Raw genomic sequence first — 24,831 nt, 5'->3', positions numbered from 1 at the left:
AGCAGGGGTCAGGACCGCTGCGCGAAAGCCGATTCGTAGAGGCAGACGGAGGCCGCGGTCGCGAGGTTCATCGACTCGGCTTTGCCGTAGATCGGGACTGTCACCGCGCGGTCGACGAGGCCGAGGTGCTCGTCGGCGAGACCGTGCGCTTCGTTGCCGAACACCCACGCCGTCGGGCGGGCGAGGAGGCCGTCGGTGCGGGCGGTGAGGAGGTCCTCGCCCTTGATGTCCGCGGCGAGCACCGTGAGGCCCGCGGTGCGAGCACGGCCCACCACGTCGGCGAGGTCGGCTCCCACTGCGACCGGCACGTGGAACAGGGAGCCGGTCGTGGAGCGGACGACCTTCGGGTTGTAGAGATCGACCGTGCGCCCGGTGAGGACGACCGCGTCGGCCCCCGCGGAGTCGGCAGCGCGGATGATGGTGCCGGCGTTGCCCGGGTCGCGCACCTCCTCCAGCACGGCGACGAGCGTCGGGGAGTCGGCGAAGATGTCCTTCACCGACGTCGGGAACTGGCGGCAGACGGCGACGAAGCCCTGAGGGGTGACCGTGTCCGCCATGGTGTCGAGCACCTGCTCCGTCACGAACTCGACGTCGACTCCGGCCTCCACGGCGGTCTGCGCGATGTCGGTGTAGCGCTCGAGGGCCGTGGGCGTCGCATACAGCTCGACGACGAGCTCCGGACGGAACCCGAGCGCTTCGGCGACCGCCTGGGGGCCCTCGAGGAGGAAGAGACCGGTCTCGGACCGCGCGGCGCGCTTCGCCAGCTTCGCCACGGCCCGGACGCGCGGGGAGCGCGGATTGTCAAGCATGCGACCAGCTTAGGGCCACGCCCCTCGCCCCTCCCGGCTGGATCCGGAGATCTGCCCGGCCGAGGCGGAGAACGCCGGAACGACGGCGAGCTGAGCGGCGCGCCGCGGAAGATCTCCGGAGCGACCACGGGCACCCGCGCACGCGCAGAACGGCCCGGCCGACCGGAGTCGACCGGGCCGTTCCCCGTGGTGCAGTGCGCGCCTTACGCGGCGGCCTTCGGTGCCGAGGTGTCGGCGGGGAGGGCCTTCTTGGCGCTCTCGACGAGGGCCGCGAAGGTGGCCGGCTCCGTCACGGCCAGCTCGGCGAGGATGCGACGGTCGACCTCGATGCCCGCGAGGCCGAGGCCCTGGATGAAGCGGTTGTAGGTCAGGCCGTTGGCGCGGCTCGCCGCGTTGATGCGCTGGATCCAGAGGCGGCGGAAGTCGCCCTTGCGCTGGCGGCGGTCACGGTACGAGTAGACGAGGGAGTGGGTGACCTGCTCCTTCGCCTTGCGGTAGAGGCGCGACCGCTGACCGCGGTAGCCCTCGGCGCGCTCGAGGATGACCCGACGCTTCTTGTGGGCGTTGACAGCCCTCTTCACTCTTGCCATTTGTCAGACTTCCTTAAAGTACGTCGGGTGGGTTACTTGCCGAGCATCCGGCGGACGACCTTCGCGTCCACCTCGGGCACGACCTGGTCGGCGTTGAGGCGGCGCTTGCGGTCGCTGCTCTTCACCTCGAGGTTGTGGCGCATGCCGGCCTGCTGCTTCATGACCTTGCCGGTGCCGGTGATCTTGAAGCGCTTCTTGGCGCCGGAGTGGGTCTTCTGCTTGGGCATTACTTCTCCTCGTTGGTCGCCTGGGCGGGCGAACTCTCGTCGGACTGCGCAGAGTCGTCTGCGGCAGCAACCTCATCGGTGTCGCGCCCCTGGGCGCGAGCCTTCGATGCGGCACGTTGTGCGTTGGCCTCAGCCTTGGCCTCGGACTTGTTCTTGAGCGGGCTGATGATCATCACCATGTTGCGGCCGTCGATGGTCGGGTTGGACTCCACCTGGCCGAACTCGGCGACATCCTCCGCGAAGCGCTGCAGGAGGCGGACACCCTGCTCCGGGCGCGACTGCTCGCGACCGCGGAAGAGGATCATGGCCTTGACCTTGTCGCCGGCCTTCAGGAAGCCTTCGGCGCGCTTGCGCTTGGTCTCGTAGTCGTGCTTGTCGATCTTGAGGCGGAAACGCACCTCTTTGAGGATGGTGTTCGCCTGGTTGCGCCGGGCCTCCTTGGCCTTCTGCGCAGCCTCGTACTTGAACTTGCCGTAGTCCATGATCTTCGCGACCGGCGGCTTGGAGTTCGGTGCAACCTCGACGAGGTCGAGGTCCGCCTCCTGCGCGAGCCGGATGGCGACCTCGATCTTGACGACACCGACCTGCTCTCCGCTGGGGCCGACGAGTCGAACTTCGGGGACGCGGATACGGTCATTCGTACGGGGATCGCTGATGTTTGTCTCCTCTGATCGAGCGATGCTTCACAGAGCCGCGAACCGTCGGGAGACGATCCGGCGAAAGAGGAGGTTCCACGCACCAGCACGGTCTGCGACGGAATCGCAGGCCTGGTACAGCACCCTGACTACCTCCGCGCCGAAGCGCGTCGGCGGAGTGCAACAACCCGGTAACCTGTAAGCGGTCAAGCGCGGGTGGGAGGAATCTCCACTTTCGTACCGGGACAGATGCCCCGGAGCCCGAACGATTCTAACAGAGGAATGCAGTGAGCGACACTTCCGGGTCCTTCTCCTACCAGGAGGCCGACAGCCAGCACCACGACGAGGCCATCGCCGACGCCACCCGCGACATCGCGGACGTACCGGCGGTCGAGGTCATCACCACCACGGCGGTGCACCTCATGAGCGCCGCTGCGGTCAAGTGCGGGCTCGCCGACGACCCCGACGCGCAGACCGATCTCGACGAGGCGCGCAAGCTCATCGACGCCCTCGCCGGCCTGGTCACCGCCAGCGCCGCGCACCTCGGCGACCAGCACGCACGCAGCCTGCGCGACGGTCTCCGCTCGCTCCAGCTGGCCTTCCGCGAGGCCTCCCCCATCCCCGACGAGATCGGCAAGGGCCCGGGCGAGAAGTACACCGGACCCGTCAACTGACGCCGCGGCGCCGCCGGCCGGATCGAGCCGACCTGTGTCTGCGGCATGGGCCGTTGCCCCGCCCGCACGCCTCGGCTGACGTGAGCCCATGCCGGGGAGGATCACAACGTGGGGGCTCGTGATCGCGGCCGTGGTGCTAGTGCTGCTCGGGGGCGCGCTCCTGTTCCTCACGCCGGAAGGCGCCGCCTCGTTCACCTGCACGGGAGGGATCGGCGGGACGGCCTGCACGTTCTCCGGCATGGTCTTCATCACTCCGGCGCGGATCGCCGGGGCACTCTGAGGTCTGGCGGGCCTCCTACTGGTCGCGGGTACGCTCGGCTGGGTGCTCGGCCGCCGGGACCGTGCAGAGCGACCGGGAGCCACCAGTAGGGCCGAGTCCTTCTGACCGCCTGAGGTCACCAGCCAGCCGGGCGCCGCCTCTCCCACCCGACGCGGCGCTCCAGCTGCGCGGCGAGCGACAGCAGCGTGCGCTCTCCGCCGGGGCGGCCGATCAGCTGCACGCCCATCGGGAGGCCGGTGTCGGTCTGCGCGATCGGCAGCACGATCGCGGGAAGGCCGGTGACGTTCACCATCGAGGTGAAGGGCGTGTACTGCACCTGCTGCTCGAAGTTGTGCTCGCCGTCCTCGGCGTCGTACCACCCGACCGGGCGCGGGGTCATCGCGAGGGCGGGGGTCAGCACGGCGTCGAACGACGACAGCTGGGCGATGAACGAGCGCTCGTAGGCGGTCAGGGCCGACAGCGCTTCGCTCAGCTCGCGCGCGCCGAGCTCGCGGCCGCGGCGGACGAGCCAGGAAGTGAGCGGCTCCAGCAGGTCGAGCGCCTCCCCCTCCAGGGGGACCCGGGCGGCGCCTGCCTGCCAGATGGTGCGGAAGGCGGGCGCATAGGTCGGGTCGGGGCGGAGGGCGGTCTCCTCCATACCGTGCCCCATGTCGCTGAAAGCCCCGACGGCTGCATCGAGGGCGGCGCGGGCCTCCGGCGAGACGACGATGTCGTAGGCGTCGTCCCAGGCGGACGTGGTCATCACGCCGAGCTGGAAGCGGCCCTCGCCGCGGACGGCGGTGCCGAGGAAGGGGCCGTCGTCGTCGTAGGGGGCGCGGAGCGAGTAGTGGTGGTCGATGCGGCCGCCGACCCGGGCGATCATGCCGTCGAGGAGGAGCGCGGCGTCGGCAGTGGTGCGGGCGAGCGGGCCGTCGACGACCAGCCCGCCGAGCGAGGGGATGCCGCTGCCCGCGGGGACCAGCCCGCGGGTCGGCTTCAGGCCGACGAGGCCGCACGCCGCGGCCGGGATGCGGACGGAGCCGCCGCCGTCGGAGCCGGGCGCGAACGGAAGCATCCCGGCGGCGACGGCGACCGCCGCACCTCCGCTGGATCCGCCTGCGCCGAGCGCGGGGTCCCACGGGTTGCGGGCGGGAGGCGCGGCGAGCGACTCGGTGTACGCAGGGAGCCCGAACTCCGGCGCGTTGGTCTTGCCGAGGCTCACGGCGCCCGCCGCGTCGAGCGTCTCGACGATCTCGTCGGTGGTGTCGGGGACGTAGCCGGCGAAGGCCCGCGACCCGAAGCCGGCGGGCACCCCCGCCCGGAGCCAGAGGTCCTTGTCGCCGGAGGGCAGACCCCACAGAGGTGCCGACTTCGGCACGCGCTCGGCGACCTCGTCGGCGCGGTCGAGCGCGAGGTCGCGCGTGACCGTGACGAAGGCGCCCAGCTCCGGGTTCAGCCGCTCGATGCGGTTCAGGTAGTGCGAGGCCAGCTCGCGCGGGGAGATGCGTCCGCTCTGCAGTTCCTGCCAGAGGGCGAGCGCCGTGAGCTCATGGAGGTCCGCCATACGGCTCAGGCTATCCCGCTCCCGCCGTCCCGCTCTTGACAAACGGGACCCCACCTGGTTGGTTAGTTACATGAGTAACGAACCAAAGAGGTTCACATGATCGAAGAAGGCAAGCCGATCTTCCTGCAGATCGCCGAGCAGATCGAGGACGACATCATCGACGGGGTCTACCCCGCCGAGGGCCAGGTGCCGTCCACCAACGAGTTCGCGTCCTTCTACCGCATCAACCCGGCCACGGCCGGCAAAGGCGTCAACCTCCTCGTCGACGAGGGGATCCTCTACAAGAAACGAGGCATCGGAATGTTCGTCTCCACGGGGGCTCGGGAACGGCTCGTCGCCAAACGGCGCGAGGCGTTCCGCGACGAATACCTCCGCCCGCTGCTCGCCGAGGCCGCCAAGCTCGGCATCGACCCGTCCCAGCTCGCCCAGATGATCGAAACGGAAGGAGTGCGCGCATGAGCGTCGTGCCCGCCCCGACCTCCATCGCCCCGGCGGTGCAGGTCTCGGGACTCACCAAGAGATTCGGGTCGTTCACCGCGATCGACGACATCTCCGTCACCATCAAGCCCGGGCTGATCCATGGTCTGCTCGGCCGCAACGGCGCGGGCAAGACCACGCTGATGCAGCTCCTCACCGGCCAGGACTTCGCCACCTCGGGCGAGATCCGCGTCTTCGGCGAGCCGCCGGCCGAGAACGCGAACGTGCTCTCCCACGTCTGCTTCATCAAGGAGAGCCAGCGCTACCCGGAGGACTTCCGACCGAAGCACGTGTTCCGGAGCGCCCCCTGGTTCTTCGAGAACTGGGACGCCGACCTCGCGGAGAGCCTCGTCGACGATTTCCGGCTCCCGCTGAACCGCCGGATCAAGAAGCTCTCCCGCGGTCAGCTCTCGGCCGTCGGCGTGATCGTCGGTCTCGCCTCCCGGGCGCCCCTGACGTTCTTCGACGAGCCGTACCTGGGCCTCGACGCCGTGGCGCGGCAGATCTTCTACGACCGCCTGCTCGAGGACTTCGCCGAGCATCCCCGCACCATCGTCCTCTCGACCCACCTGATCGACGAGGTCGCCAACCTGCTCGAACACGTGATCGTCATCGACCAGGGCCGCATCCTGATGGACGAGGACGCCGAAGCGCTCCGCAGCTCCGCGAGCACCGTCGTCGGCCCGCGCACGGCGGTGGACGCGTTCGTCGCCCGCCACGACGTGCTCCATCGCGACGGGATCGGCGGCCTCGCCTCGGTGACCGTCTCGGGCCTCAGCCCCTCCGACCGGGCCGCCGCCGCCTCCGCCGGCCTCGAGCTCGCGCCGGTCTCCCTCCAGCAGCTCATCGTCCGCAAGACCAACGTCCGAGAGACAGAATTCGAGCAGAGCGCATGACCATCGCATCTTCAGCGGCCCCCGGGGCGGCACCGACCTCCGGCCAGCGGATCTGGCGCGTCGTGCGCCTGAACCTCGTGAACAAGTGGACCGTCATCTGGCTGCCCATCATCATCATGTTCTTCATCTGGCTGGTGAACTGGCTGATCTGGTGGATCATCTGGGCGGCCACCCCGCCAGCCGGGCGCGCGACGGCCCTCGAAGGCACGGAATGGAGCGGCGGCGCGTTCTACATCTTCGTGTACATGTGCGTCGTCGGCATCCAGGTCATCGCCGCGACCTTCCCGTTCGCGCTCGGTCTCAGCGTCACCCGACGTCACTTCGCCCTGGGGTCCGCGCTCACCTTCCTGATCCTCGGAGCCGGCTACGCGATCGGCTTCGCAACCCTCGCATCGATCGAGGAGTGGACGAACGGCTGGGGCCTCGGCGGGCACATCTTCACCTCGGTCTACTTCCAGGGCCAGGGCTACGGTGGGCGCCTGTTCATCGCCTTCGTCGGGATGCTGTTCTTCTTCTTCGTCGGCGCGTTCTCCGCTTCGCTGTTCATGCGCTGGCGGATGTACGGGATCATCGCAGCGGGCGCCGCGCTGACCCTTCTCGTCATCGGCGCCCTCGCCCTCATCGCTCTCACCGACGGCTGGCCGGCGGTGGGAGCGTGGTTCGACGACAATGGGGTCCTGGGTGTGACGGCCTGGCTGCTGCTCCCGACCCTTCTGGCCGGCCTCGCCGGATACGCCGTGCTGAGGCGGGCGACCCCGAAGAGCTGACGCCGCCTCCACCACGGACCGGACATGGACGTGGCCCGGGTCTCCCGCCTCGCACAACGGGACGCCCGGGCCACGATTGTTCATCGGCCTCACTCGGCCGGCGCCGTGTCGTGCGCCGCCCGACGATGTCGTCCTCTTCACCATAGAGAGGCGGGGCGACGCCGGACGGAACGCTCGGCACATCCCTCGTGGACACAAAGGGAACACCGAGGAACACCCCGGGTCAGGCGGACCCGACGAACGCCTCCAGCGCCTCATCGAGAGTGGTCGCCGGAGCGATGTACTCGAACACCGCGCCGACTCCGGACGGCTCATAGGTGCCGTCGGCAGCGCGCGAGATCCGGCCGAGCGCGCGCCCTCTCCCCGCCTCCCCCTCGGGGAGGAAGGAGTGGTCGTAGACGGTGTACACGTCGCCGTCCTCGTAGACGGTCAGGTCTTCCAGCAGGGGCATCTCAGAACCTCCTCGTGAACGGGAGCGGTTTGCGCATCCGGATGAGCAGCAGCAACGGCACGAGCACGTACGGGCCGTTGTAGAGCAGGAACACGACCGGGTTCGGGGTCCGCTCCCCCACCGGGCCGAAGAACTCGACGCCGAAGATCGGGATCGCGGTCAGGCTGATGATCATGGTCGCGTAGATGACGGCGAACAGCTGGATCCAGTTGTAGCCCTTGACCAGGCACACGATCAGCAGCACGTAGAACGGCAAGTAGACGAACGCGCTGGTCCCCGTGATGAAGCGCAGCCACAACGGCTCCGCCTGGTAGAGCGGGTCGTATTGCGATGAATACGTGTAGTTCCACTGCGCCAGGATGTTCGTCGTCGTCGCCGTCTGCGGGATGCCGAGCGTCGGGATGGCGTCGCTGATGATGCAGGTGACGACGAACAGCGAGAACATCACCAGGAAGAAGATGTCGATCGGGCGTCTGCGCAGCGGCAGGTTCGCCGGCGTCGCGGCAGCGGCGAGGGCGACCTGGTCCGTGCCGGGGGTCAGTGTGCTCACAGCGCGAGCCTAGACCCGCCGTCCGGATCAGCCCGGGAGGCCGCGTTACTTGAGCGATTTCTGCAGCAGCACGGTGCCGAGCCAGCGATCGAACTTGAAGCCGACGCGGCCCATCCTGCCGATCTCCTCGAAACCGAAGTTCTCGTGCATCTTGATCGACGCCTCCGCACCTTTGTCGGCGATGACGGCGATCATCTCCTTGAGCCCGGCGGCCTTGGACCGGTCGATCAGCTCCTGCATCAGCACCGGGCCGAGACCCTTGCCCGTGGAGGCCGCGCCGAGGTAGATCGAGTTCTCCACGGTGAACCGGTAGGCGCGCTTCTGCTTCCACGGCGAGACGAGGGCGTAACCGAGGATCTGGCCGCTGGGCGACTCGGCGACGATGAACGGCATCCCGAGCTTCTGCAGGTAGGCATACTTGCTGCGCCACTCGCGGAGCGTCATCGCGTCCTCGTCGAAGGTGACGGTGCTGTTGGCGACGTAATGGTTGTAGATCGCGCGCACGTCGGGCATGTCCTCCGCGCGGGCCTCGCGGATGGTGTACTCGAACACGGGCTCCGGCGCCTCCCGCTTGCGCAGGTGGCGCGGCAGCTCGCGACGCGTCTCGTATTCCTCTTCCAGCACGACGACAAGCCTACGTCGCACACGTTGCGGGCGCGTTACGGTTCGAGCGTCCAGTCCACCGGCTTCTCCCCGCGCTGCTCGAGCAGCGCGTTGGCTTTCGAGAACGGACGCGAGCCGAAGAACCCGCGCGAGGCCGACAGCGGGCTGGGGTGCGGGGACTCGATCACCGGGTTGCCGCCCAGCAGCGGCTTCAGCGTGGCCGCGTCCCTGCCCCACAGGATGGAGACGAACGGGCGGCCCCGCGCGACGAGGCTGCGGATGGCGTGCTCGGTGACGGCCTCCCAGCCGGCCCCGCGGTGCGACGCGGGTGCTCCGGGACGCACGGTGAGCACCCTGTTGAGCAGCATCACGCCGTTGTCCGCCCAGGCGCTGAGATCGCCGTGCGCCGGAGGGACGACGCCCAGGTCGTCCCGCAGTTCGCGGTAGATGTTCTGCAGGCTGCGCGGCACCGGGCGTACGTGCCGCTCGACGGCGAACGAGAGACCGATGGGATGCCCGGGCGTGGGATACGGATCCTGGCCGACGATGAGCACCCGCACATCCGCCAGCGGGGCACGGAACGCGCGCAGCACATCCGCTCCGGCCGGGAGGTACGGGCGGCCGGCCGCGACCTCGGCGCGGAGGAAGTCCCCCATCGCCGCGATGCGATCGGCGACGGGCTCGAGCGCGCTCGCCCAGCCCGGATCCATCGAACCGTCGGCGGCCAGCTCGGCGAGCGTCTTCGCCATCGTCGTGGTCAGTGCGCCGCGGTGACCGGCGGCAGCGCCGACCACGGGAACGTGATCCAGCGGTCGGTTCGGCGCCAGACGAAGTCGGGCTCGAGCGCGGTGCGCGGTTTCGAGTACAGGCAGACCGTGCGCACGTCGGCACCCGAGGCGGCGATCAGGTCCACCACCATGGCGAGGGTGCGGCCCGAGTCGGAGACGTCGTCGACGAGCAGCACGCGCTTGGACTCCAGAGCGGACGAGTCGAGCATCGGCGGGAGCACGACCGGCTCCGGCAGACGTTCGTCGACACCCCTGTAGAACTCGACGTTGAGTGCGCCGCACGCCTTGATGCCGAGCGCGTACGAGATCGCCCCGGCGAGCAGCAGACCGCCGCGCGCGATCGCGATGACCATGTCGGGCTCGAACCCGGATTCGAGCACCTCGCCAGCGAGGTGGCGGGCGGCGTCGCCGAACTCCAACCAGCCCAGCACTTCCCGTTCGGTCTCTGCGAGAACACCTGCACCTGAGTCGTCGAGTTCGCTGGCCACCCCCCTACGTTACCCGCCCGCGAGCGGTGCTAGCATCCAGCATGACCTCAGAGAAGACCGTCTCGTCCCGCCGGGCGACCGTCGCGATCGGCGTGACCGCCGGGCTCATCGGGTGGCTGGCGCTGGTGGAGCTCACCAGCGGGATCCTGCAGGGGTACTACGTTCCGCTGATCTCCGACACGGTCAAGCACCTGGGCATCCACGACGCCGACTACAACTGGTTCGAGGCCGCGCAGCTGCTGCTCTCCGCCCTCGTCGTGCCGCCGCTCGCGAAGCTCGGCGACATGTTCGGGCACAAGCGCGTCCTGCTCATCGCGACCGTGATCACCGCACTCTCCACGTGGGCCCTCGCGTTCTCCGGCAACTTCGTCACCTTCCTCATCGCGTTCGCGCTGCAAGGGTTCTATGTGGTCTGGCTGCCGTTGGAGGTGGCGCTCATCTTCGACCGCGGACGCCGCTCCGGCACCGGGGCGTCGCAGAGGCGGCGCGCGGCGGGGCTGCTCGTCGTCGCCCTCGAGCTCGGGGCCATCCTCGGCGCGGTCGGTGCCGGGCTGCTGTTCGAGGCGGTCGGCGAGAACCTCAGCGTCACGCTGATGGTGCCGGCGATCGCGGTCACCCTCGTCTTCTTCGCCATCCTCTTCGGCGTGCCGGAGTCGGAGCCGACGCCCGACCGCAGGCTCGATGGCGTCGGGTTCGTCCTCCTCACCCTCGCGCTCCTGCTCATCACCTCGGGACTCACCTTCCTGCGCATCAACGGTGTCGGCACGTGGTGGGTGTGGGCGCTCATCGTCGTCGGCGTGCTCGCCTTCGTGCCCTTCGGCCGGTGGGAGCTCAGGCAGTCCGACCCGGCGATCGACCTCCGGGTGCTGCGCCGCCCGAACATGTGGCCCATCCAGCTCACCGCCGGTCTCGTGGGCATCAGCCTCCTGGGCGCGCAGGCACCGCTCAGCACGTATGCGGGAACCGACCCGGTGAACGGCTACGGCCTCGGTCTCACGGCCGGCCAGCGCAGCATCCTGATCGGCGCCTACCTGATCTCCATGATCGTCGGCGCGGTGCTCTTCCCGCTCGTTTCGTCCTGGCTGAGCCCGCGGATCACGCTCATCATCGCCGCTTTCCTGGTCGGGATCGGCTACCTGATGTTCCTGCCGTTCCACCTGGAGACGTGGGAGGTGTTCACCAACATGGCGATCGCGGGCATCGGCTCGGGCGCGCTCGTCGGTGCTCTCCCCGCCGCGGCGGCCGCAGCTGCCCCGCGCGGCCAGACCGGTGTCGCCACGGCCATGACCAACACGACGAAGACGGTCGGGGGCTCCTTCGCCTCCGCGGTGTTCGGCGTCGTCCTTCTGGCGGGCGCCGCGACCGTCACGGCGACGGCCGCGAGCCTGTTCGGCTACATGCTCGTCTGGGCCATCTGCGGCCTCGGCGCGATCGCCGCCGCCGTGCTCCTCTTCTTCGTGCCCAAGCTGGCGTTCTCGGACGCGGAGCCGATGCTCGCGGACCCCGTCGTCTGACGAACGAGACGTGAGTCGTCGCGGGACCGGAGTGTCCGGGACCCGCAACGACTCACGTCTCGGGAACTTCTCGGAGGTTACGCGCGCGCGGCCTCGGCGACCGACCGGGCAGCGGCGAGGCCGGCCGAGAGGTCGGCCTTCAGGTCGTCGATGTTCTCCAGGCCGACCGAGAGGCGCACCAGGCCGGGCGTGACGCCCGCGGTGAGCTGCTGCTCGGGGGTCAGCTGCGAGTGCGTGGTCGATGCCGGGTGGATGACGAGGCTGCGCACGTCGCCGATGTTGGCGAGGTGGCTGAACAGCGCGAGGTTGTCGACGAGCGCGCGGCCCGCGTCCACCCCGCCCTTGAGCTCGAACGAGAGCACCGCGCCGACGCCCTTGGGAGCGTACTTGTTGGCGGCGGCGTACCAGGGGCTGGTGGGCAGGCCCGAGTAGTTGACCGTGGCGACGTCGGGATGCGCCTCCAGGAACTCCGCGATCTCCTGCGCGTTCTGGGTGTGGCGCTCGACGCGCAGCGAGAGCGTCTCGATGCCCTGGATGAGCTGCCAGGCGCTGGCCGGGGCGATCGCCGAGCCCAGGTCGCGGAGCAGCTGCACGCGCGCCTTGATGATGTAGGCGATCCCGTCGCCGACCGCGGCGGTGTAGCTGGCGCCGTGGTACGACGGGTCCGGCTCGGTGAGGCCCGGGAACTTCTCGACGTTCTTCGACCACTCGAAGCGGCCGCCGTCGACGACGATGCCGCCGATGACGGTGCCGTGGCCGCCCAGGAACTTCGTGGCCGAGTGCACGACGATGTCGGCGCCGTGCTCGAACGGGCGGATCAGGTACGGGGTCGCGATCGTGTTGTCCACGATGAGCGGCACACCGGCCTCGTGCGCGACGTCGGCGACGAGCGCGATGTCGAGGATGTTGATCTTGGGGTTTCCGATGGTCTCGGCGAAGAAGAGCTTGGTGTTCGGGCGGACCGCACGGCGCCATTCCTCGGCGTCGTCCTGGTTCTCGACGAACGTGGTCTCGATGCCGAGCTTGGCCAGCGTGTACTTGAAGAGATTGTACGTGCCGCCGTAGATCGAGCTCGACGAGACGATGTGGTCGCCGGCCTGGGCGATGTTCAGCACCGCGAACGTCTCCGCGGCCTGGCCCGAGGCGACGAGGAGGGCGCCGGTGCCCCCTTCGAGCGCGGCGACGCGCTCCTCGACGACGGCCTGGGTCGGGTTCTGGATGCGGGTGTAGATATTGCCGAACTCCGCGAGGGCGAACAGGTTCTTGGCGTGCTCCGCGTTGTTGAAGACGTAGGAGGTGGTCTGGTAGATCGGCGTGGCCCGGGCGTTCGTCACGGGGTCGGGCGCAGCGCCGGTGTGGATCTGCTTGGTCTCGAACTGCCAGTCAGCGGCGTCGGTCATGGCGTAGCTCCTTCGGGTGAAAATCGTCGAGCGGCCCTGCCACCGCCTCCCTGCCAGGGTAGAGGGCGCCTCGCAGGGCGGCAACGCGCCCGAAACACGCCGTAACCCGTGAGAATGGGATCCATGAGCAGACGTGTGGTCGTTACGGGAGCGAGTTCGGGCATCGGGGCGGCGGCGGTCCGCCTCTTCCGCGAGCGGGGCTGGGATGTCGTGGGCGTCGCCCGCCGCGCGGACCGGCTGCGCGCGCTGGCGGACCAGACCGGGGCCGACGTGTTCGCCGCCGACCTCACGAAGCAGAGCGACGTCGACGCGCTCCGCGACCATCTCGCGGCCACGGGGAGCGTGCACGCCCTCGTCAACAACGCCGGCGGGGCGAAGGGGCTCGACTCGGTCGAGGGCTCGAGCGTCGACGACTGGGCCTGGATGTACGAGATCAACGTGCTCGGCACCAAGCGGGTGATCAGCGCGCTGCTGCCGCTGCTGCGGGCGGGCGCGGCCGAGACCGGCCATGCCGACATCCTCAACCTCACCTCCATCGCGGGCCATCAGGCGTACGTCGGCGGCGGAGGCTACAACGCCGCGAAGTTCGCACAGCACGCGCTGACGGAGGTGCTGCGGCTCGAGCTCAACGGCGAGCCCATCCGGGTCGTCGAGGTCGCGCCCGGGATGGTCGCGACCGAGGAGTTCTCCCTGGTGCGCTTCGGCGGCGACAAGGAGAAGCGCGACGCGGTCTATGAGGACGTTCCCGAGCCGCTCAGCGCGGAGGACATCGCCGAGACCATCGTGCACGCCCTGGAGCTGCCGCGGCACGTCGACCTCGACCTCATCGTGGTGAAGCCCGTCGCCCAGGCCGCCCCGTACCGCTTCCACAAGGGCCCGCTGCAGGTCAGGGAGGGCTGAGGCGTGGGCGACGACGCCGGGCGCGAGCGCTGGGAGCGGGCGACCGCCTGGCCCGGCGTGGTCGCCAGCGTCGTCTTCCTGATCGCCTACAGCTGGGAGATCCTCGACGAGCGCCCGGCACGGTGGCTGCACGCGCTGCTCGTGGGGGTTCTCCTGGCTGTCTGGCTGTTCTTCCTGGTCGACTACGTGATCCGGTTCGCGCTCGCCGACGACAAGGTGCGCTTCGTGCGCCGCAACAAGGTCGATCTGCTCTCGGTGTTTCTGCCGATGGCGCGGCCGTTCCGGCTGCTGACCGGGCTGAGCCGTATCCACGGCTTCCGCGGCGACTCCCCCGCCCACGTGCGACGACGGGTGCTGGTGATCGCCGGAGCCTTCGTCGTGATGTTCATCTACACGATCGCCCTCGCCGTCTACCGCGCCGAACGCTACGCGCCGGGCGGCAACATCCACAGCTTCGGCGATGCAGTCTGGTGGGCGTGCGTCACGATGGCGACCGTCGGCTACGGCGACTTCTACCCGGTGACGATCACCGGCCGCGTCCTCGCCGTGGTCTTGATGATCGGCGGCATCGCCATCGTCGGCACCGCTAGCGCCACGGTCGTCTCCTTCCTCAACGAGCGGACGCAGTACCTCCGCCACGACCACTCGAGCCCGCGCGAACTCGGCCGCGAGCTGCCGCTGCCCGCAGACCCGGGTGAGGCGGATTCCCGGGAAGCGACACGGCCGGACACCGACGGGTAGTCCCGCCGGCCGGCCGGCCGTCGTCGTCGTCGTCGCTGGAGGCTACTCGCCGGCCGTCGTCGCCGGGGACGTCGGCCGCTCGACGCGCGTCGCGGTGCCCGGAGCTGCAGCGCCGAGCGCGGTCGCGCCGAGCGCCCCTCCCGCGAGGGAGCCGAGGATCGCCCCCAGGTCGAGACCGGTCAGGTCTTTGACGACCTTCGGCACCTCGCTCGTCACCTGGCCGATCGTCTTGGTGACCGCGGACGCGCCCTCGGTGCTGATGACCGTGAGGTTGTCGATATTGCCCAGCGGCTCCGCGACGGCGCGCGTGATCTCGGGCAGGCGGTCGATGATCTCGGACGCCAGGCCCGCCTCCCCGAACTTCCGCAGCGCCTCGGCCTTGGCGTCGGTGGCCCGTGCCTCCGCGAGACCCTCGGCCTCGATCGCCGAAGCCCGCGCCTCGCCGTCCGCACGCACACCGGCGGCGAGCGCGATCTGCCGGTCGCGCTCCGCCTCACCGGCGAGGCGGACGGACTCCGCGGCAGCCTGGGCGTCCTGCACGGCGGCGACCTTGTTGGCCTCGGCGATCGTGCGGCGCTTGTAGGCGTCGGCCTCGGTGGCGGCGTTGGCCGCGTCGCGCTCGGCCTGGGCGCGCTGGACCGTCGCGTACGCGTCGGCCTCGGCGGGCTTGCGCACCTCGATGTCGAGACGCTCCTGCTCCACCTTCGCCTTCTCGGCGAGGGCGTCGCGCTCCTGCGTCGCGACCAGCTTCTGCTGCTCGGCCTGCGCGAGCTGCCCCGCGGCCTCCGCCTCGGCGTTGGCACGATCGGTCTCGGCCTTGATCGTGGCCTGCTTGAGGCTCAGCGCCTTCTGGCGCTCGGCGATCTGCTCGGCGGCGTCGATGCGGGCGAACTCGCTGGCGCGCGCGGTCTCGACCTCGCGGATCTCGGCGTTCTGCTTGGCGAGCGCGGCCTCCGCGCGGCCCAGGTCGGCGAGGTAGTTGGTGCCCGGCGTGGAGATGTCGGAGATGTTGAGCAGGTCGACCTGGAGGCCCTGCTCGGCGAGGTCGACCTTGGTCGCCTCGACGACCGCCTCCGACAGCGCGTTGCGGTTCGAGATGATGTCCTTGACGGGCATGTTGCCGATGATCGAGCGCAGGGAGCCCTCGAGGGACTGCTGGATGATCTCGGTCAGCGAGTTCTGCTGCGAGAGGAAGCGCTGCGCGGCGCGGCGGACGCCCTCCGGCGTCCCCGAGACCTTGAAGTTGACGCTGGCCTGGATGGCCAGCTTGATGAAGTTCGCGTCGACGCCCTCGACCACGATGCCGATCTGGCGCTGTTCGAGCGAGATCGCGAAGCCCTGCTGCAGGATCGGCCAGATGAACACGCGGCCGCCGATGACGACACGCTGGCCGCCCTCGTGCTCGCCGGATGCCACCGCTGCGGCCGACGCGCGCCCGGCGCCGCGGCCGACGATGACGAGCGCCTCGTTGGGGGCCACGCGCCGGATCCGGCTGGCGATGAAGAGGAAGACCGCCAGGACGGCGACGATGATGCCGACGACCGCGATGATGCCGGCGATGGAGGAGGGAGTGTTCATGTCTCAGTCCTTCTCAGGGTCGGTGGATGCGGGGATGGAGGCGGACGCGAGCCGTGCGACCTTCACCCGGGCGCCGTGGGATTCCACCACCCGGATGACGGTGCCGGCCGGGATCTCCTCATCGGAGTAGGCCAGCCGCGCCTCGAGCTCGTGGGGCCCGTCGAGGCTGACCTCGCCTCCGTTCGGCGTCACGCGCGTACGCGTCACGCCGGTGAGGTCGGAGGGATCGGAGGGGGTGCCGTCCTCGCTGCTCTGGAAACGGCGTACCAGCAGCTGCACGCCGATGAGCGTCACGACGCCGGCTGCCGCAGCGATCAGGTACGCGAAGCCGACCGGCCAGTCGTTGGCCAGCACCAGCAGCCCGGACGCGCCGAAGATCGTGAGACCGGCGCCGAGCCCGGTGCCGGAGAGCGCGCCGTCGAGCAGGTCGAGCAGCTCGCCGAAGAGCATCGAGATCAGCAGCAGGGCCAGCCCCACGCCGCCGATGATCAAGAAGACGATCATGATCCGCCCACCCCGCAACACATGTAAAGACTTTCATCGTTTTGAAAGCCGAGTCCCAGGAAGCCTACAGCACCGCTGGCGACGTAACAGAGCGCGGACGCCCCTCCCGCTCCGCGAGAATGAACCCATGGAGTGGCAGACATCCGCCGACACGGCCCCGTCGAGTTTCATCACGGAGGCCCAGGCGCGCTCGCTGCTCGGCAAGCCTCCGGCCAGCGGCGCGTGGAAGGAGACCGACCCGCCGGCGGGCAGGCGGTTCGCCGGGATCGGGGCGTTCGCGTTCGAGAGCGGCGAATCCCTCCCCTACGTGCGGATCGCCTACGAGACCTGGGGCGAGCTCTCTCCCGCCGGCGACAACGCCGTACTGGTGCTGCACGCGCTGACGGGCGACAGCCACGCGGTCGGGCCGGCCGGACCCGGGCAGCAGACCGCGGGCTGGTGGTCCGGGATCATCGGCCCGGGCAAGGCGATCGACACGGACCGCTGGTTCGTCGTCGTCCCGAACATGCTCGGCGGCTGCCAGGGCACCACCGGACCGGCCTCCATCGCCCCCGACGGCGCCGAGTGGGGCCCGCGCTTCCCGTTCACCACCATCCGGGACCAGGTGAACGCGCAGGCCGCGTTCACCGACGCGCTGGGCATCGACCGTTGGGCAGCCGTCGTCGGCGGCTCGATGGGCGGCATGCAGGCTCTGGAGTGGGCGGTGTCGTTCCCGGAGCGGGTCGAGCGCCTGGCGGTGCTCGCCGCTCCCCCGTTCTCGACGGCCGACCAGATCGCGCTCAACTCGGTGCAGATCGAGGCCGTACGAACCGACCCGCTGTTCCGCGGCGGCCTCTACTACGACGCCGGCGACGGCGACGGCCCCTCGCAGGGGCTGGCCCTCGCGCGCCGCATGGCCCTCCTCAACTACCGCAGCCCGTCCGAGCTCAACGCGCGCTTCGAGCGCACGTGGCAGAGCGGCATCAGCCCTCTCGGCGGCGGCGGCCGCTTCGCCGTCGAGTCCTACCTCGACTTCCACGGCAACAAGTTCACCCGGCGATTCGACGCGAACAGCTACATCACCCTGGTGCAGGCGATGAACTCGCACGACATCGGCCGCGACCGGGGAGGCGTTGCCGCCGCCCTGGCACGGGTGACCGCGCGCACGCTCGTGCTCGGGATCGACAGCGATCGCCTGTTCCCGGTCGAGGGGCAGGAGGTCATCGCCTCCCACCTGCCCGACACGATCGACGGTAGAGTTCCTGTGGTGATCCGGTCGGACTTCGGTCACGACGGGTTCCTGATCGAAGACGACGCCGTCAGCGAGCACCTGAGGCGCCTGTTCGCGTCCTGAGCGGAACGGAGGAGGATGTCGCGCATCCAGAAGGAGCGTGATCGGCTCCTCGCCGCGACGGCCCGCACCGTCGGACTGACCGCGAGCGCGACCGCCCTCGTCTGCCTCAGCATCCCGGGAACCCTGCCTCTGCCCCTCTACCTCGCCTCCCTGGTGCTCCTCGCGTGCCTGGCATACGCGCAGTTCCAGCTCGCCGGGCTCGCGCGCTCCGCGCTCTGGATGTGCGTCATCGTGGTGGCCGGCACCGCCATCATCCTGCTGAACCTCCTGCCGATGACCCCGCTCGGCCCGTCCGCGCTGAGCGCGGTGGGCGTCGTCGGCGCCGTCGGCATCGCCTGCTTGTCGGTGCAGTCGGTGACCTCCCGCTCCGGACTGGCGCTCCTGATCGCGGCCGCCGCCGTCACCGTCGCCGCTGCGGTCACGACCCTGCTCGTGACCGGGTCCCGGCTCGCCGAGCCGCTGCTGCTGATCGGCGCCGGCTGGGTCGCCCTCACCGCGACCGGCGTGTGGCTGTCACGCACCGTCCCCCGCACGCTCAAGCGCATCTCGACGATGAGCCGCGCGTACCGCGTCGAACGCCAGGCCAGCGAGACGGAGGCGCGCCGCCGCCAGGGAGCCCGGCTGCTGCACGACACGGTGCTCGCGACTCTCACATTGCTCGCCCACTCGGGTGTCGGCGTGAGCGTCGCCGCCCTGCGCGAGCAGGCGGCGGAGGACGCCGCCCTGCTGCGCCAGCTGCGCCTCGGCTTCACACCCGACCCCACGCGCTCCGGCGACTACCGGCTGAAACCGGTGGAGGAGTCGACCCTGGGCAACACGCTGGAGTCCGTGAAGCAGCGCTTCCGCCGCATGGGCCTGGAGGTCAACTGGCACGGCTCGGGGCAGGTGCTGCTGCCCAGCGATGTGCTCGACTCGTTCCTGCTCGCGCTCGGGGAGTGCCTCGAGAACGTGCGCCGTCACTCCGGCGTCAACGAGGCCCACGTGACCATCACGGATGACGAGACGACCGTGCGGGCCATGGTCACCGACGCGGGCAAGGGCTTCGACGTCGCGACCATCGAGGAGGGCCGGCTGGGCTACACGGAGTCGATCGTCGCGCGACTGCGCGACGTGGGGGGCAACGCCCGGCTCTTCTCCTCCCCCGGCAGCGGGACGACCGTGGTGCTGGAGGTCCCGAAGTGAGACGCGTCGACGAGGCCACCATGCCGCGCTCGCCGCTCGGCCGGCCGGGCGGCGACGAGCGCGACGCCCTCGGCCGCGCGCGGCTCGATCTCGGCTTCAACATCGCATCGCTGGCGCTCATCGCGTTCCTGCTCGTCCTCTTCGTGCTGAACCTGAGCGCGTATCCGGTGCTGCCGCTGGGGATCTCGGCGTGGGCGCTCATCGCGGCGACGCTCGTCGCCGCGCTCGTGCTCCGCTTCCGGCTCCCGGAGGAGCTCCCGCTCTGGCTCTTCGTCAGCGCGCTGGTGCTGTGGGCGGCCGCCGTCGCCCTCGACATCGCCGGCACCTCCTCGCGCGCCTGGGTGCCGCTGACCGCCGCGGCCGCGGTGGGACCGTCGCTCCTGCTCTGCGTGCCGGTGCGCCCGCCCCGTGACATCGTGATCGTCTCCGCAGCACTCGGGCTGGTGCTCGCCGCCGTACTGGTCGTGCGCTCCGAGGGCGATATCCGGATGCTCGGCCCGGGCGCCGTGACGATAGCGATCGCCGTCGGCCCTCCCCTGATCAGCGTGCAGATCATCCGCTCCCTGCGCACGCTCGTGCAGCTGGAGCTCGACCTCGTGCAAGTGCAGAGCACCGTGTCGTCCCCCGGCTACGCGGTCGGGATGATGGCCTCCGAGGAGCTCGCCCGTCTCGACCTCGCCGCCGAGCGCCTCCTCGACGGGGTCGCAACGGGCCGCACCCCGCTTCCGCTCGATGAGGCGACCGCCGACACCGCGGCCACCATCGCGACCGAGCTGCGCCTCCACCTCATCCAGGGCCGAAAGGAGACCTGGCTCTACCACGCCGTCACGGAGTCCGCCCTGCTCGGTCCGACCGTGATGCTCAGCGATCCGGATGGCCTCGCGGCCGGTCTGACCCGCGACCAGCGCGACGGCCTCCTCACCGCCGTCTGGCTGCTCATCAGCGACCCGGTCCGGGCGGGCGCCGGCCAGGCGCGCAGCCTGTCGCTCGACCTCTCCCGCCCCGCGGTCGAGCAGCCGGGCGCTCCCACGTCCGGCACGAGGATGACGATCTCGATCGCGACTACCGGTGTGCCGCGAAACGGGGTAGACCCCGCAGCGTGGCAAGCTATCCGTAAAGTGGGTCGATTCGTCGAGTCGTTCTCGGGCTCGACGCTCCGGATCGACATCACGACCGTCAGCGACGCCACGGCCGACCCGACCTGACCGGCCGACCGCATCAGAACCGAAGAGAGGCTGCTCGTGAGCGAGGCTCCCCCCATCAGAATCGCCATCGTGGACGATCACAAGATGCTGCTCGGTGCTCTGACAGAATGGATCCGCAACGCCGCGGACGACATCAACATGGTCGCGGCCGTCGCCAGCTGGCCCGAGCTGCTGACCCATCCGGAGTTCCCGGTGGACGTGGTGCTGCTCGACCTCGATCTCAAAGACAACATCCCCGTCTCGCTCAAACTGTCGACCCTCAAGACGACCGGCGTGCGCACCGTGCTCATGAGCACGTACTCCGAGCCCGCCGTGGTGCGCGAGGCCCTCGCCGCCGGTGCGCTCGGCTACCTCGTGAAGAGCGAGGATGCCGAGATGATCGTCGAGGCGATCCGCGCCGCCAGCACCGGCGAGTCGTTCATCTCGGCAGAGCTCGACCTGGCGCTCAACGCCGGCGAGGTCGGGGGCGCGCCCAAGCTGAGCGCCCAGGAGCGTCGGGTCATGGCTCTCTACGGCGCGGGCGAACCCGTGAAGGCGGTCGCGTTCCAGCTCGGCATCTCGGACGAGACCGCCAAGAGCTACCTCAAGCGCATCCGCGAGAAGTACCGTGTGGCCGGCTACGACGTCGGCACCAAGGTCGCCCTGCGCAAGCGCGCCATCCAGGACGGCATCCTGCTCCAGAACGACTGACCCTCGGACCGGGCGCCCCGTTCCGCCGTCACGGCGCTCAGTCGATCGGGACCGTGGGACGCTGCGCGTGCACGACGCCGGTGTCCACCCCGCGGTGGACGCGGGAGCGATCGATGCCGAACGAGATCACTGCGAGGACGATGCCCGCGACAGCGAGCACCGCGCCCACGGCGACCGGCGACAGATAGCCGAGACCGGCGGCGATCGTCAGGCCGCCGAGGGCCGCGCCCGACGCGTTGGCGATGTTGAGCGCCGAGTGGTTGAGCGCCGCCGCGATCGACTGGCTGTCGTGCGCGACGTCCATCAGACGGGTCTGGATGGTCGGCGACAGCGCCGAGGCCGCCGCCGCGATCACGAACACCGAGATCAGCAGCCCGGCGAGCGTCGCCGCCGAGAAGAACAATGCCGCCAATCCGACCAGAAGCACGGCGAAGAACAGCATCATGCTGCGCTCGACGCTGTGGTCCGCCATCCGGCCGCCCAGGATGTTGCCGACGGTCATGCCGATGCCGATCAGGATGAGCACCAGGGGCACCGCGGACTCGGACAGCCCGGTGACTGTCGTCACCATCGGGGAGATGTACGTGTAGACCGCGAAGAATCCGCCGAATCCGATCGCACCGATCAGCAGCGCGAGCCAGACCTGCAGGCGCCCGAACGCGCGGAGCTCGTTGCGCAGGGTCGCCTTCGGGTCGCCGGCCTGCCATGGCACCAGGAAGGCGACGGCGGCGAACGTCAGCGCGAAGATCGCCGCGACCACGAGGTAGGCGATGCGCCAGTTCGTCGTCTGGCCCACCCACGTGATGAACGGGACGCCGATCACATTGGCGATCGTGAGCCCGGAGAGCACGAAGGCCACGCCCTGCCCGCGTTTGCCCGGCCCCATGAGCGACGCCGCGACGAGCGACGCGATGCCGAAGTAGGCGCCGTGGGGCAGGGCGGAGACGAATCGGGCGACCAGCACCGTCCCGAACGTCGGAGCGAGGGCGGAGGCGATCGTGCCGAGCGTGAACGCGACCAGCAGCCAGAGGAGCAGCCTCTTGCGCGGCAGCCGCGCCGCGACGGCCGCGATGGTGGGCGCGCCGACGACGACGCCCAGCGCGTACGCCGAGATGATCCATCCCGCTTGCGCGATCGCGTCGGTGGACGACGCGGCGTACAGCTGCGGCAGGAGGTCGTGCGCGATATTGGGCAGCAGCCCCATCGCGACGAACTCGGTGGAGCCGATGCCGAACCCGCCGAGGGCGAGGGCCAGCAGCGCAAGACGAGTACGGGCCGACGACAGCTGCGTCGGCCCGTCGATTCCGGGATTCACTCCGACAGCATATATCGAATCGTTTCGACCCGACGTACACACCTTGAGGTTCACGTGGTTGCGCTCACGACGCCGGGATAGGCGCAATAACGTGAACCTCGGCGGACGGGAGCCCTACTGGGCGTCGAGCGCGGCCTCGAGGCGCTCCAGCTTGCCGTCGAGCTCGCCGGTGTGACCGGGGCGGATGTCCGCCTTCAGCACGAGGGAGACGCGGGAGCCGTAGGCGCCGACGGCCTCGGTGGCGCGCTTGACGACATCCATCACCTCGTCCCACTCCCCCTCGATCTCGGTGAACATCGACGAGGTGCGGTTGGGGAGGCCCGATTCGCGGACGACGCGGACGGCGGCGGCGACAGCGTCGTGCACGGAATCGGAACCGCCCGGGCCGCCGCTCGGTGCGACGGAGAACGCGACGATCATGGTGTCTCCTCTCGTAGTGCCGCTCCTGCCACCGGGGCGACGGGAGCGCGGAACGGCCAGACGCGGGTCGGGACGGTGTCGTACACGGCCTCGGCGGCGTGACGCGTCCGCCACAGCGCTGCGATCGCCCAGCCCAGGATCACGAAGTACATCAGATTGCGCACCGTCAGCACGGCGACGAGGCCCGGATCGGGGATGAGCAGCCAGTCGTACAGGAAAGGGTAGAAGACCTGGGTCAGCCCGGCCGTGATCAGGACGAGGATCGCGGGGGTGCGGAAGCCCTTGCCCTGGTAGACCAGCCCGATCACGATCGGGGCGGCCAGCCACGTGACGTACTGCGGCGACCCGACCTTGTTGAACGCGATCAGTGCCGTGACGATGGCGAGCGACAGCTCGGGCAGAATCCGCGTGTACGGCGTCCCGCGGTGGAGCGCGCGCACGCCGAGCAGGGCGACCACCACCCCGGTGATCGCGAGCAGCGGGTTCATCAGGGAGCCCGCGAGCTCTGTGCCGGCTCCACTCACCTGGAACGTGACGAGCTCTCGGTCGTAGTACACGGCAGCACCCGGCACGTGGAAGGCGGCCTGCCACATCCAGAAGGTGCTGATCGGCGCCTCGATCTGGATGCCACGACCGGTCTGCATCGCGATGAAGCTCGCCAGGTGCATCCCGGCTCCGAAGATCAGCGGGACGGCGACGATGACGGCGGTGGTCACGAGGGCGACCACGACGATGTGCCAGCGGCTCTTGAGCGCGACGACCGCGGAGACGAGCACGGCGGCGGGCCACACCTTGATCCACGTGGCGACCGTCAGCACGACGACCGCAGCGCGCTCGTGCACGGCGAGCCACAGCAGTCCGACGATGGCAAGCGCGGCGGCGACCGAGTCGAGCCGGCCGACGGCTACCGGGCCGAGCAGAAGCAGGAAGCCCAGCCACCACCACGCGGCGACGATGCGGCGCCGGTCACGGCCGACGACGAGCGCGGCGAAGGCGGCCGCGTCGAGCAGCAGGACGAGGGTGAGCCAGCCGCCCACGTAGTTGTCCGCCCCGAGCAGCAGCGGCAGCATGATGGGCACCAGCGCCCCGAAGGGGTACACCCAATCGGCGTTCACCCCGACGATCTCGGTCCCCTGGGCGGCCATCAGCGCCCACGGCTTGTAGACGAAGTACACGTCGCCGAGGCCCTTGCCCTGGTGCAGGGCGAGCGCCCCGATGACGAGGTGGACGAGCAGGAACCCGATCCAGAGCGCCAGCGCATGGGAGAGCGCCCGGCGGAGGCCGCCGGGGGCGGATTCCGGAGTCGTCGACGCCGATATCGGCGGCGCGTCCATCCCCATGCCGCTCATCCTAGGGGATGCCTCAGGCTCCGCCCCTGGGAGCACGGCCGCGCTCCCTGAGAAGATCGCGGATCACGGCGGGGACGGCCTCGGCGATGTCGAGGGCGACGATGGGGCCGCCGTCGGAGGCACGCTCCCCCGCGCGCCCGTGCACCCACGCGGCGGTGGCGGCGAGCGCGGCGAGGGCCTCGTGACCGCCCGATCCGATCTCGTCGGCGTGGGTGGCGAGCAGCGCACCGAGGATGCCGCCCAGCACATCCCCACTGCCCGCGGTCGCGAGCCAGGCCGGTCCGGCGCTCACCGTATAACGGGAGCCGGACGGCACGGCAATGTGCGTGGTGTGCCCCTTGAGGAGCACAGTGACCCCCAGGCTGCGGGCGGCGCGCTCCGCCCATGCGGCCGGGTCTGCGGCGATCTCGGCGGCGGTGACCGCATCGGAGTCGTCGTCGGCACGGGCCGCGAGCATTCCGGCCAGTTCCCGGTAGTGCGGTGTGACGACGACCGGCGCGGAGGAGGAGCGCACCAGGTCGAGCGCCCCCGCGTCCACGACGACGGGCGTGCCGTCGGCGAGCGCCGCGCGCAGCCGCAGGAGGTCGTCGGAGGGAGGCGCGCTCGCGTCCATCCCCGAGCCGATCAGCCAGGCCTGTACGCGTCCGCCCGCCGACACCGTCTCCGGGCGGCGCCGCAGCACCTCCTCCGCCGGCCGCGGCGCGCCGAGGTAGCGGACCATCCCCACCCCCGTGCGAGCGGCGGCCTCGACGCCCAGCACGGCCGCGCCCGGGTAGCGGTCGGAGCCGGTGACGACCCCGAGCACCCCGCGGGAGTATTTGTCGCTGTCCTCCGCCGGGACGGCGATCCATCCCGCGGAGTCCGCCTCGCCCCACTGCCGAACCTGCGTCCCGCGCACCTCGTTCATCGCACCTCCACCCCT

General features: G+C 70.1%; 29 protein-coding genes. 12 read left to right on the top strand and 17 right to left on the bottom strand.

The annotated features are described in order from the left end of the window. Nucleotides 1-8: 8 nt before the first annotated feature. The 4 genes from IT072_RS06425 to infC all read right to left on the bottom strand — a co-directional run bounded on the left by IT072_RS06425 (nt 9) and on the right by infC (nt 2,282). Nucleotides 9-809: a TrmH family RNA methyltransferase gene (locus tag IT072_RS06425; RefSeq protein WP_223360126.1), complete on the bottom strand. Its 801-nt coding sequence runs from the start codon at nt 807-809 to the stop codon at nt 9-11. Nucleotides 810-1,012: 203 nt separating this feature from the next. After that, a complete protein-coding gene (gene rplT / locus IT072_RS06420; RefSeq protein ID WP_223360125.1) occupies nt 1,013-1,399 on the bottom strand; it encodes a 50S ribosomal protein L20 in 387 nt (128 codons plus the stop codon). 32 nt (nt 1,400-1,431) lie between these two features. Beyond that, the gene (gene rpmI / locus IT072_RS06415) at nt 1,432-1,626 is read right to left on the bottom strand and encodes a 50S ribosomal protein L35 (protein ID WP_021765188.1); all 195 of its coding nucleotides are present in this window, start codon (nt 1,624-1,626) and stop codon (nt 1,432-1,434) included. Further along, entirely contained in the window at nt 1,626-2,282 is a 657-nt protein-coding gene (gene infC / locus IT072_RS06410; RefSeq protein WP_223360910.1) for a translation initiation factor IF-3, read from the bottom strand. Before infC ends, rpmI begins: the two co-directional genes overlap by 1 nt. A gap of 266 nt (nt 2,283-2,548) precedes the next feature. On the opposite strand from infC, the gene IT072_RS06405 reads away from it, so the two are divergent. Further along, the gene (locus IT072_RS06405; RefSeq protein WP_223360124.1) at nt 2,549-2,935 is read left to right on the top strand and encodes a DUF1844 domain-containing protein; all 387 of its coding nucleotides are present in this window, start codon (nt 2,549-2,551) and stop codon (nt 2,933-2,935) included. Nucleotides 2,936-3,023: 88 nt separating this feature from the next. After that, nucleotides 3,024-3,215: a hypothetical protein gene (locus tag IT072_RS06400; protein WP_223360123.1), complete on the top strand. Its 192-nt coding sequence runs from the start codon at nt 3,024-3,026 to the stop codon at nt 3,213-3,215. Between the two features lie 115 nt (nt 3,216-3,330). On the opposite strand, the gene IT072_RS06395 is transcribed toward IT072_RS06400, so the two are convergent. Next, nucleotides 3,331-4,758 carry an amidase gene (locus IT072_RS06395; RefSeq protein WP_223360122.1) on the bottom strand — a complete coding sequence of 476 codons (1,428 nt, stop codon included), beginning with the start codon at nt 4,756-4,758 and terminating at the stop codon, nt 3,331-3,333. Between the two features lie 96 nt (nt 4,759-4,854). On the opposite strand from IT072_RS06395, the gene IT072_RS06390 reads away from it, so the two are divergent. Genes IT072_RS06390 through IT072_RS06380 form a run of 3 tightly spaced genes read left to right on the top strand, consistent with a single transcriptional unit; the run spans nt 4,855 to nt 6,898 of the window. Then, nucleotides 4,855-5,217, top strand: coding sequence for a GntR family transcriptional regulator (locus tag IT072_RS06390; protein WP_223360121.1), 363 nt, complete (start codon nt 4,855-4,857; stop codon nt 5,215-5,217). Then, on the top strand, nt 5,214-6,131 hold the full coding sequence (locus IT072_RS06385; RefSeq protein ID WP_223360120.1) for an ABC transporter ATP-binding protein: 918 nt from the start codon (nt 5,214-5,216) through the stop codon (nt 6,129-6,131). Before IT072_RS06390 ends, IT072_RS06385 begins: the two co-directional genes overlap by 4 nt. Next, nucleotides 6,128-6,898 carry a hypothetical protein gene (locus IT072_RS06380; protein WP_223360119.1) on the top strand — a complete coding sequence of 257 codons (771 nt, stop codon included), beginning with the start codon at nt 6,128-6,130 and terminating at the stop codon, nt 6,896-6,898. Before IT072_RS06385 ends, IT072_RS06380 begins: the two co-directional genes overlap by 4 nt. Before the next feature lie 223 nt (nt 6,899-7,121). Here the strand turns inward: IT072_RS06380 and IT072_RS06375 are convergent, their stop codons facing one another. Genes IT072_RS06375 through IT072_RS06355 form a run of 5 tightly spaced genes read right to left on the bottom strand, consistent with a single transcriptional unit; the run spans nt 7,122 to nt 9,778 of the window. Then, a complete protein-coding gene (locus tag IT072_RS06375; protein ID WP_223360118.1) occupies nt 7,122-7,349 on the bottom strand; it encodes a hypothetical protein in 228 nt (75 codons plus the stop codon). Between the two features lies 1 nt (nt 7,350). Continuing rightward, nucleotides 7,351-7,899, bottom strand: coding sequence for a DUF2781 domain-containing protein (locus IT072_RS06370; RefSeq protein WP_223360117.1), 549 nt, complete (start codon nt 7,897-7,899; stop codon nt 7,351-7,353). Between the two features lie 45 nt (nt 7,900-7,944). Further along, the gene (locus tag IT072_RS06365; protein WP_223360116.1) at nt 7,945-8,523 is read right to left on the bottom strand and encodes a GNAT family N-acetyltransferase; all 579 of its coding nucleotides are present in this window, start codon (nt 8,521-8,523) and stop codon (nt 7,945-7,947) included. Between the two features lie 35 nt (nt 8,524-8,558). Then, nucleotides 8,559-9,251 carry a uracil-DNA glycosylase gene (locus IT072_RS06360; protein WP_223360909.1) on the bottom strand — a complete coding sequence of 231 codons (693 nt, stop codon included), beginning with the start codon at nt 9,249-9,251 and terminating at the stop codon, nt 8,559-8,561. Between the two features lie 8 nt (nt 9,252-9,259). Beyond that, the gene (locus IT072_RS06355) at nt 9,260-9,778 is read right to left on the bottom strand and encodes a phosphoribosyltransferase (protein WP_223360115.1); all 519 of its coding nucleotides are present in this window, start codon (nt 9,776-9,778) and stop codon (nt 9,260-9,262) included. Nucleotides 9,779-9,819: 41 nt separating this feature from the next. Between IT072_RS06355 and IT072_RS06350 the strand changes: the two genes are divergently transcribed. Further along, nucleotides 9,820-11,292: an MFS transporter gene (locus IT072_RS06350; RefSeq protein ID WP_223360114.1), complete on the top strand. Its 1,473-nt coding sequence runs from the start codon at nt 9,820-9,822 to the stop codon at nt 11,290-11,292. 77 nt (nt 11,293-11,369) lie between these two features. On the opposite strand, the gene IT072_RS06345 is transcribed toward IT072_RS06350, so the two are convergent. Next, on the bottom strand, nt 11,370-12,692 hold the full coding sequence (locus IT072_RS06345; RefSeq protein WP_223360113.1) for a bifunctional o-acetylhomoserine/o-acetylserine sulfhydrylase: 1,323 nt from the start codon (nt 12,690-12,692) through the stop codon (nt 11,370-11,372). A gap of 123 nt (nt 12,693-12,815) precedes the next feature. Here IT072_RS06345 and IT072_RS06340 point away from each other — a divergent pair, with 123 nt between their 5' ends. Together IT072_RS06340 and IT072_RS06335 are read left to right on the top strand one after the other, a co-directional pair. Beyond that, complete coding sequence (locus IT072_RS06340) at nt 12,816-13,592, top strand: SDR family oxidoreductase (RefSeq protein ID WP_223360112.1); 777 nt, start codon at nt 12,816-12,818, stop codon at nt 13,590-13,592. A 3-nt stretch (nt 13,593-13,595) separates the two neighbouring features. Next, nucleotides 13,596-14,333 (top strand): potassium channel family protein, encoded by a 738-nt coding sequence (locus tag IT072_RS06335; protein WP_223360111.1) that lies wholly within the window; start codon nt 13,596-13,598, stop codon nt 14,331-14,333. A gap of 42 nt (nt 14,334-14,375) precedes the next feature. On the opposite strand, the gene IT072_RS06330 is transcribed toward IT072_RS06335, so the two are convergent. Further along, nucleotides 14,376-15,911 carry a flotillin family protein gene (locus tag IT072_RS06330; RefSeq protein ID WP_223360110.1) on the bottom strand — a complete coding sequence of 512 codons (1,536 nt, stop codon included), beginning with the start codon at nt 15,909-15,911 and terminating at the stop codon, nt 14,376-14,378. 3 nt (nt 15,912-15,914) lie between these two features. Beyond that, entirely contained in the window at nt 15,915-16,415 is a 501-nt protein-coding gene (locus IT072_RS06325) for an NfeD family protein (protein ID WP_223360109.1), read from the bottom strand. A gap of 127 nt (nt 16,416-16,542) precedes the next feature. On the opposite strand from IT072_RS06325, the gene metX reads away from it, so the two are divergent. From metX to IT072_RS06305, 4 genes are read left to right on the top strand one after another with little or no spacing between them, the layout of a single operon-like run. After that, nucleotides 16,543-17,748 (top strand): homoserine O-acetyltransferase MetX, encoded by a 1,206-nt coding sequence (gene metX, locus IT072_RS06320; RefSeq protein WP_223360108.1) that lies wholly within the window; start codon nt 16,543-16,545, stop codon nt 17,746-17,748. A 15-nt stretch (nt 17,749-17,763) separates the two neighbouring features. Beyond that, nucleotides 17,764-18,930 carry a sensor histidine kinase gene (locus IT072_RS06315; protein WP_223360107.1) on the top strand — a complete coding sequence of 389 codons (1,167 nt, stop codon included), beginning with the start codon at nt 17,764-17,766 and terminating at the stop codon, nt 18,928-18,930. Continuing rightward, nucleotides 18,927-20,135 (top strand): hypothetical protein, encoded by a 1,209-nt coding sequence (locus IT072_RS06310; protein ID WP_223360106.1) that lies wholly within the window; start codon nt 18,927-18,929, stop codon nt 20,133-20,135. The genes IT072_RS06315 and IT072_RS06310 overlap by 4 nt, the downstream gene beginning before the upstream one ends. Nucleotides 20,136-20,171: 36 nt before the next feature. Further along, entirely contained in the window at nt 20,172-20,825 is a 654-nt protein-coding gene (locus tag IT072_RS06305; RefSeq protein ID WP_223360105.1) for a response regulator, read from the top strand. 37 nt (nt 20,826-20,862) lie between these two features. On the opposite strand, the gene IT072_RS06300 is transcribed toward IT072_RS06305, so the two are convergent. The 4 genes from IT072_RS06300 to IT072_RS06285 form a co-directional block, all read right to left on the bottom strand. Beyond that, nucleotides 20,863-22,140, bottom strand: a complete 1,278-nt coding sequence (locus tag IT072_RS06300) for an MFS transporter (protein ID WP_223360104.1) — start codon at nt 22,138-22,140, stop codon at nt 20,863-20,865. A 114-nt stretch (nt 22,141-22,254) separates the two neighbouring features. After that, nucleotides 22,255-22,560 (bottom strand): thiamine-binding protein, encoded by a 306-nt coding sequence (locus IT072_RS06295; RefSeq protein WP_223360103.1) that lies wholly within the window; start codon nt 22,558-22,560, stop codon nt 22,255-22,257. Then, a complete protein-coding gene (locus IT072_RS06290) occupies nt 22,557-23,900 on the bottom strand; it encodes a hypothetical protein (protein ID WP_223360102.1) in 1,344 nt (447 codons plus the stop codon). Before IT072_RS06290 ends, IT072_RS06295 begins: the two co-directional genes overlap by 4 nt. Nucleotides 23,901-23,922: 22 nt before the next feature. Next, nucleotides 23,923-24,816, bottom strand: a complete 894-nt coding sequence (locus IT072_RS06285) for an ADP-dependent NAD(P)H-hydrate dehydratase (protein ID WP_223360101.1) — start codon at nt 24,814-24,816, stop codon at nt 23,923-23,925. Between the last annotated feature and the right edge of the window lie 15 nt (nt 24,817-24,831).

Origin of the sequence: Leifsonia sp. ZF2019, from assembly GCF_019924635.1 — a bacterium.
Taxonomy (GTDB): Bacteria; Actinomycetota; Actinomycetes; order Actinomycetales; family Microbacteriaceae; genus Leifsonia.
Note: the sequence above shows the minus strand (reverse complement) of the source record. Positions and strands in the feature narration are given on the sequence as shown.

Bases quoted from the DNA above. Each gene is read 5' to 3' on its own strand.
- IT072_RS06385 (WP_223360120.1), top strand. From the start codon at position 5,214: ATGAGCGTCGTGCCCGCCCCGACCTCCATCGCCCCGGCGGTGCAGGTC.
- IT072_RS06375 (WP_223360118.1), bottom strand. From the start codon at position 7,349: ATGCCCCTGCTGGAAGACCTGACCGTCTACGAGGACGGCGACGTGTAC.
- rpmI (WP_021765188.1), bottom strand. From the start codon at position 1,626: ATGCCCAAGCAGAAGACCCACTCCGGCGCCAAGAAGCGCTTCAAGATC.
- IT072_RS06325 (WP_223360109.1), bottom strand. From the start codon at position 16,415: ATGATCGTCTTCTTGATCATCGGCGGCGTGGGGCTGGCCCTGCTGCTG.
- IT072_RS06360 (WP_223360909.1), bottom strand. From the start codon at position 9,251: ATGGCGAAGACGCTCGCCGAGCTGGCCGCCGACGGTTCGATGGATCCG.
- IT072_RS06390 (WP_223360121.1), top strand. From the start codon at position 4,855: ATGATCGAAGAAGGCAAGCCGATCTTCCTGCAGATCGCCGAGCAGATC.
- IT072_RS06350 (WP_223360114.1), top strand. From the start codon at position 9,820: ATGACCTCAGAGAAGACCGTCTCGTCCCGCCGGGCGACCGTCGCGATC.
- IT072_RS06380 (WP_223360119.1), top strand. From the start codon at position 6,128: ATGACCATCGCATCTTCAGCGGCCCCCGGGGCGGCACCGACCTCCGGC.
- IT072_RS06345 (WP_223360113.1), bottom strand. From the start codon at position 12,692: ATGACCGACGCCGCTGACTGGCAGTTCGAGACCAAGCAGATCCACACC.
- rplT (WP_223360125.1), bottom strand. From the start codon at position 1,399: ATGGCAAGAGTGAAGAGGGCTGTCAACGCCCACAAGAAGCGTCGGGTC.
- IT072_RS06395 (WP_223360122.1), bottom strand. From the start codon at position 4,758: ATGGCGGACCTCCATGAGCTCACGGCGCTCGCCCTCTGGCAGGAACTG.
- IT072_RS06425 (WP_223360126.1), bottom strand. From the start codon at position 809: ATGCTTGACAATCCGCGCTCCCCGCGCGTCCGGGCCGTGGCGAAGCTG.
- IT072_RS06290 (WP_223360102.1), bottom strand. From the start codon at position 23,900: ATGGGGATGGACGCGCCGCCGATATCGGCGTCGACGACTCCGGAATCC.
- IT072_RS06330 (WP_223360110.1), bottom strand. From the start codon at position 15,911: ATGAACACTCCCTCCTCCATCGCCGGCATCATCGCGGTCGTCGGCATC.
- IT072_RS06295 (WP_223360103.1), bottom strand. From the start codon at position 22,560: ATGATCGTCGCGTTCTCCGTCGCACCGAGCGGCGGCCCGGGCGGTTCC.
- metX (WP_223360108.1), top strand. From the start codon at position 16,543: ATGGAGTGGCAGACATCCGCCGACACGGCCCCGTCGAGTTTCATCACG.
- IT072_RS06340 (WP_223360112.1), top strand. From the start codon at position 12,816: ATGAGCAGACGTGTGGTCGTTACGGGAGCGAGTTCGGGCATCGGGGCG.
- IT072_RS06285 (WP_223360101.1), bottom strand. From the start codon at position 24,816: ATGAACGAGGTGCGCGGGACGCAGGTTCGGCAGTGGGGCGAGGCGGAC.
- IT072_RS06315 (WP_223360107.1), top strand. From the start codon at position 17,764: ATGTCGCGCATCCAGAAGGAGCGTGATCGGCTCCTCGCCGCGACGGCC.
- IT072_RS06400 (WP_223360123.1), top strand. From the start codon at position 3,024: ATGCCGGGGAGGATCACAACGTGGGGGCTCGTGATCGCGGCCGTGGTG.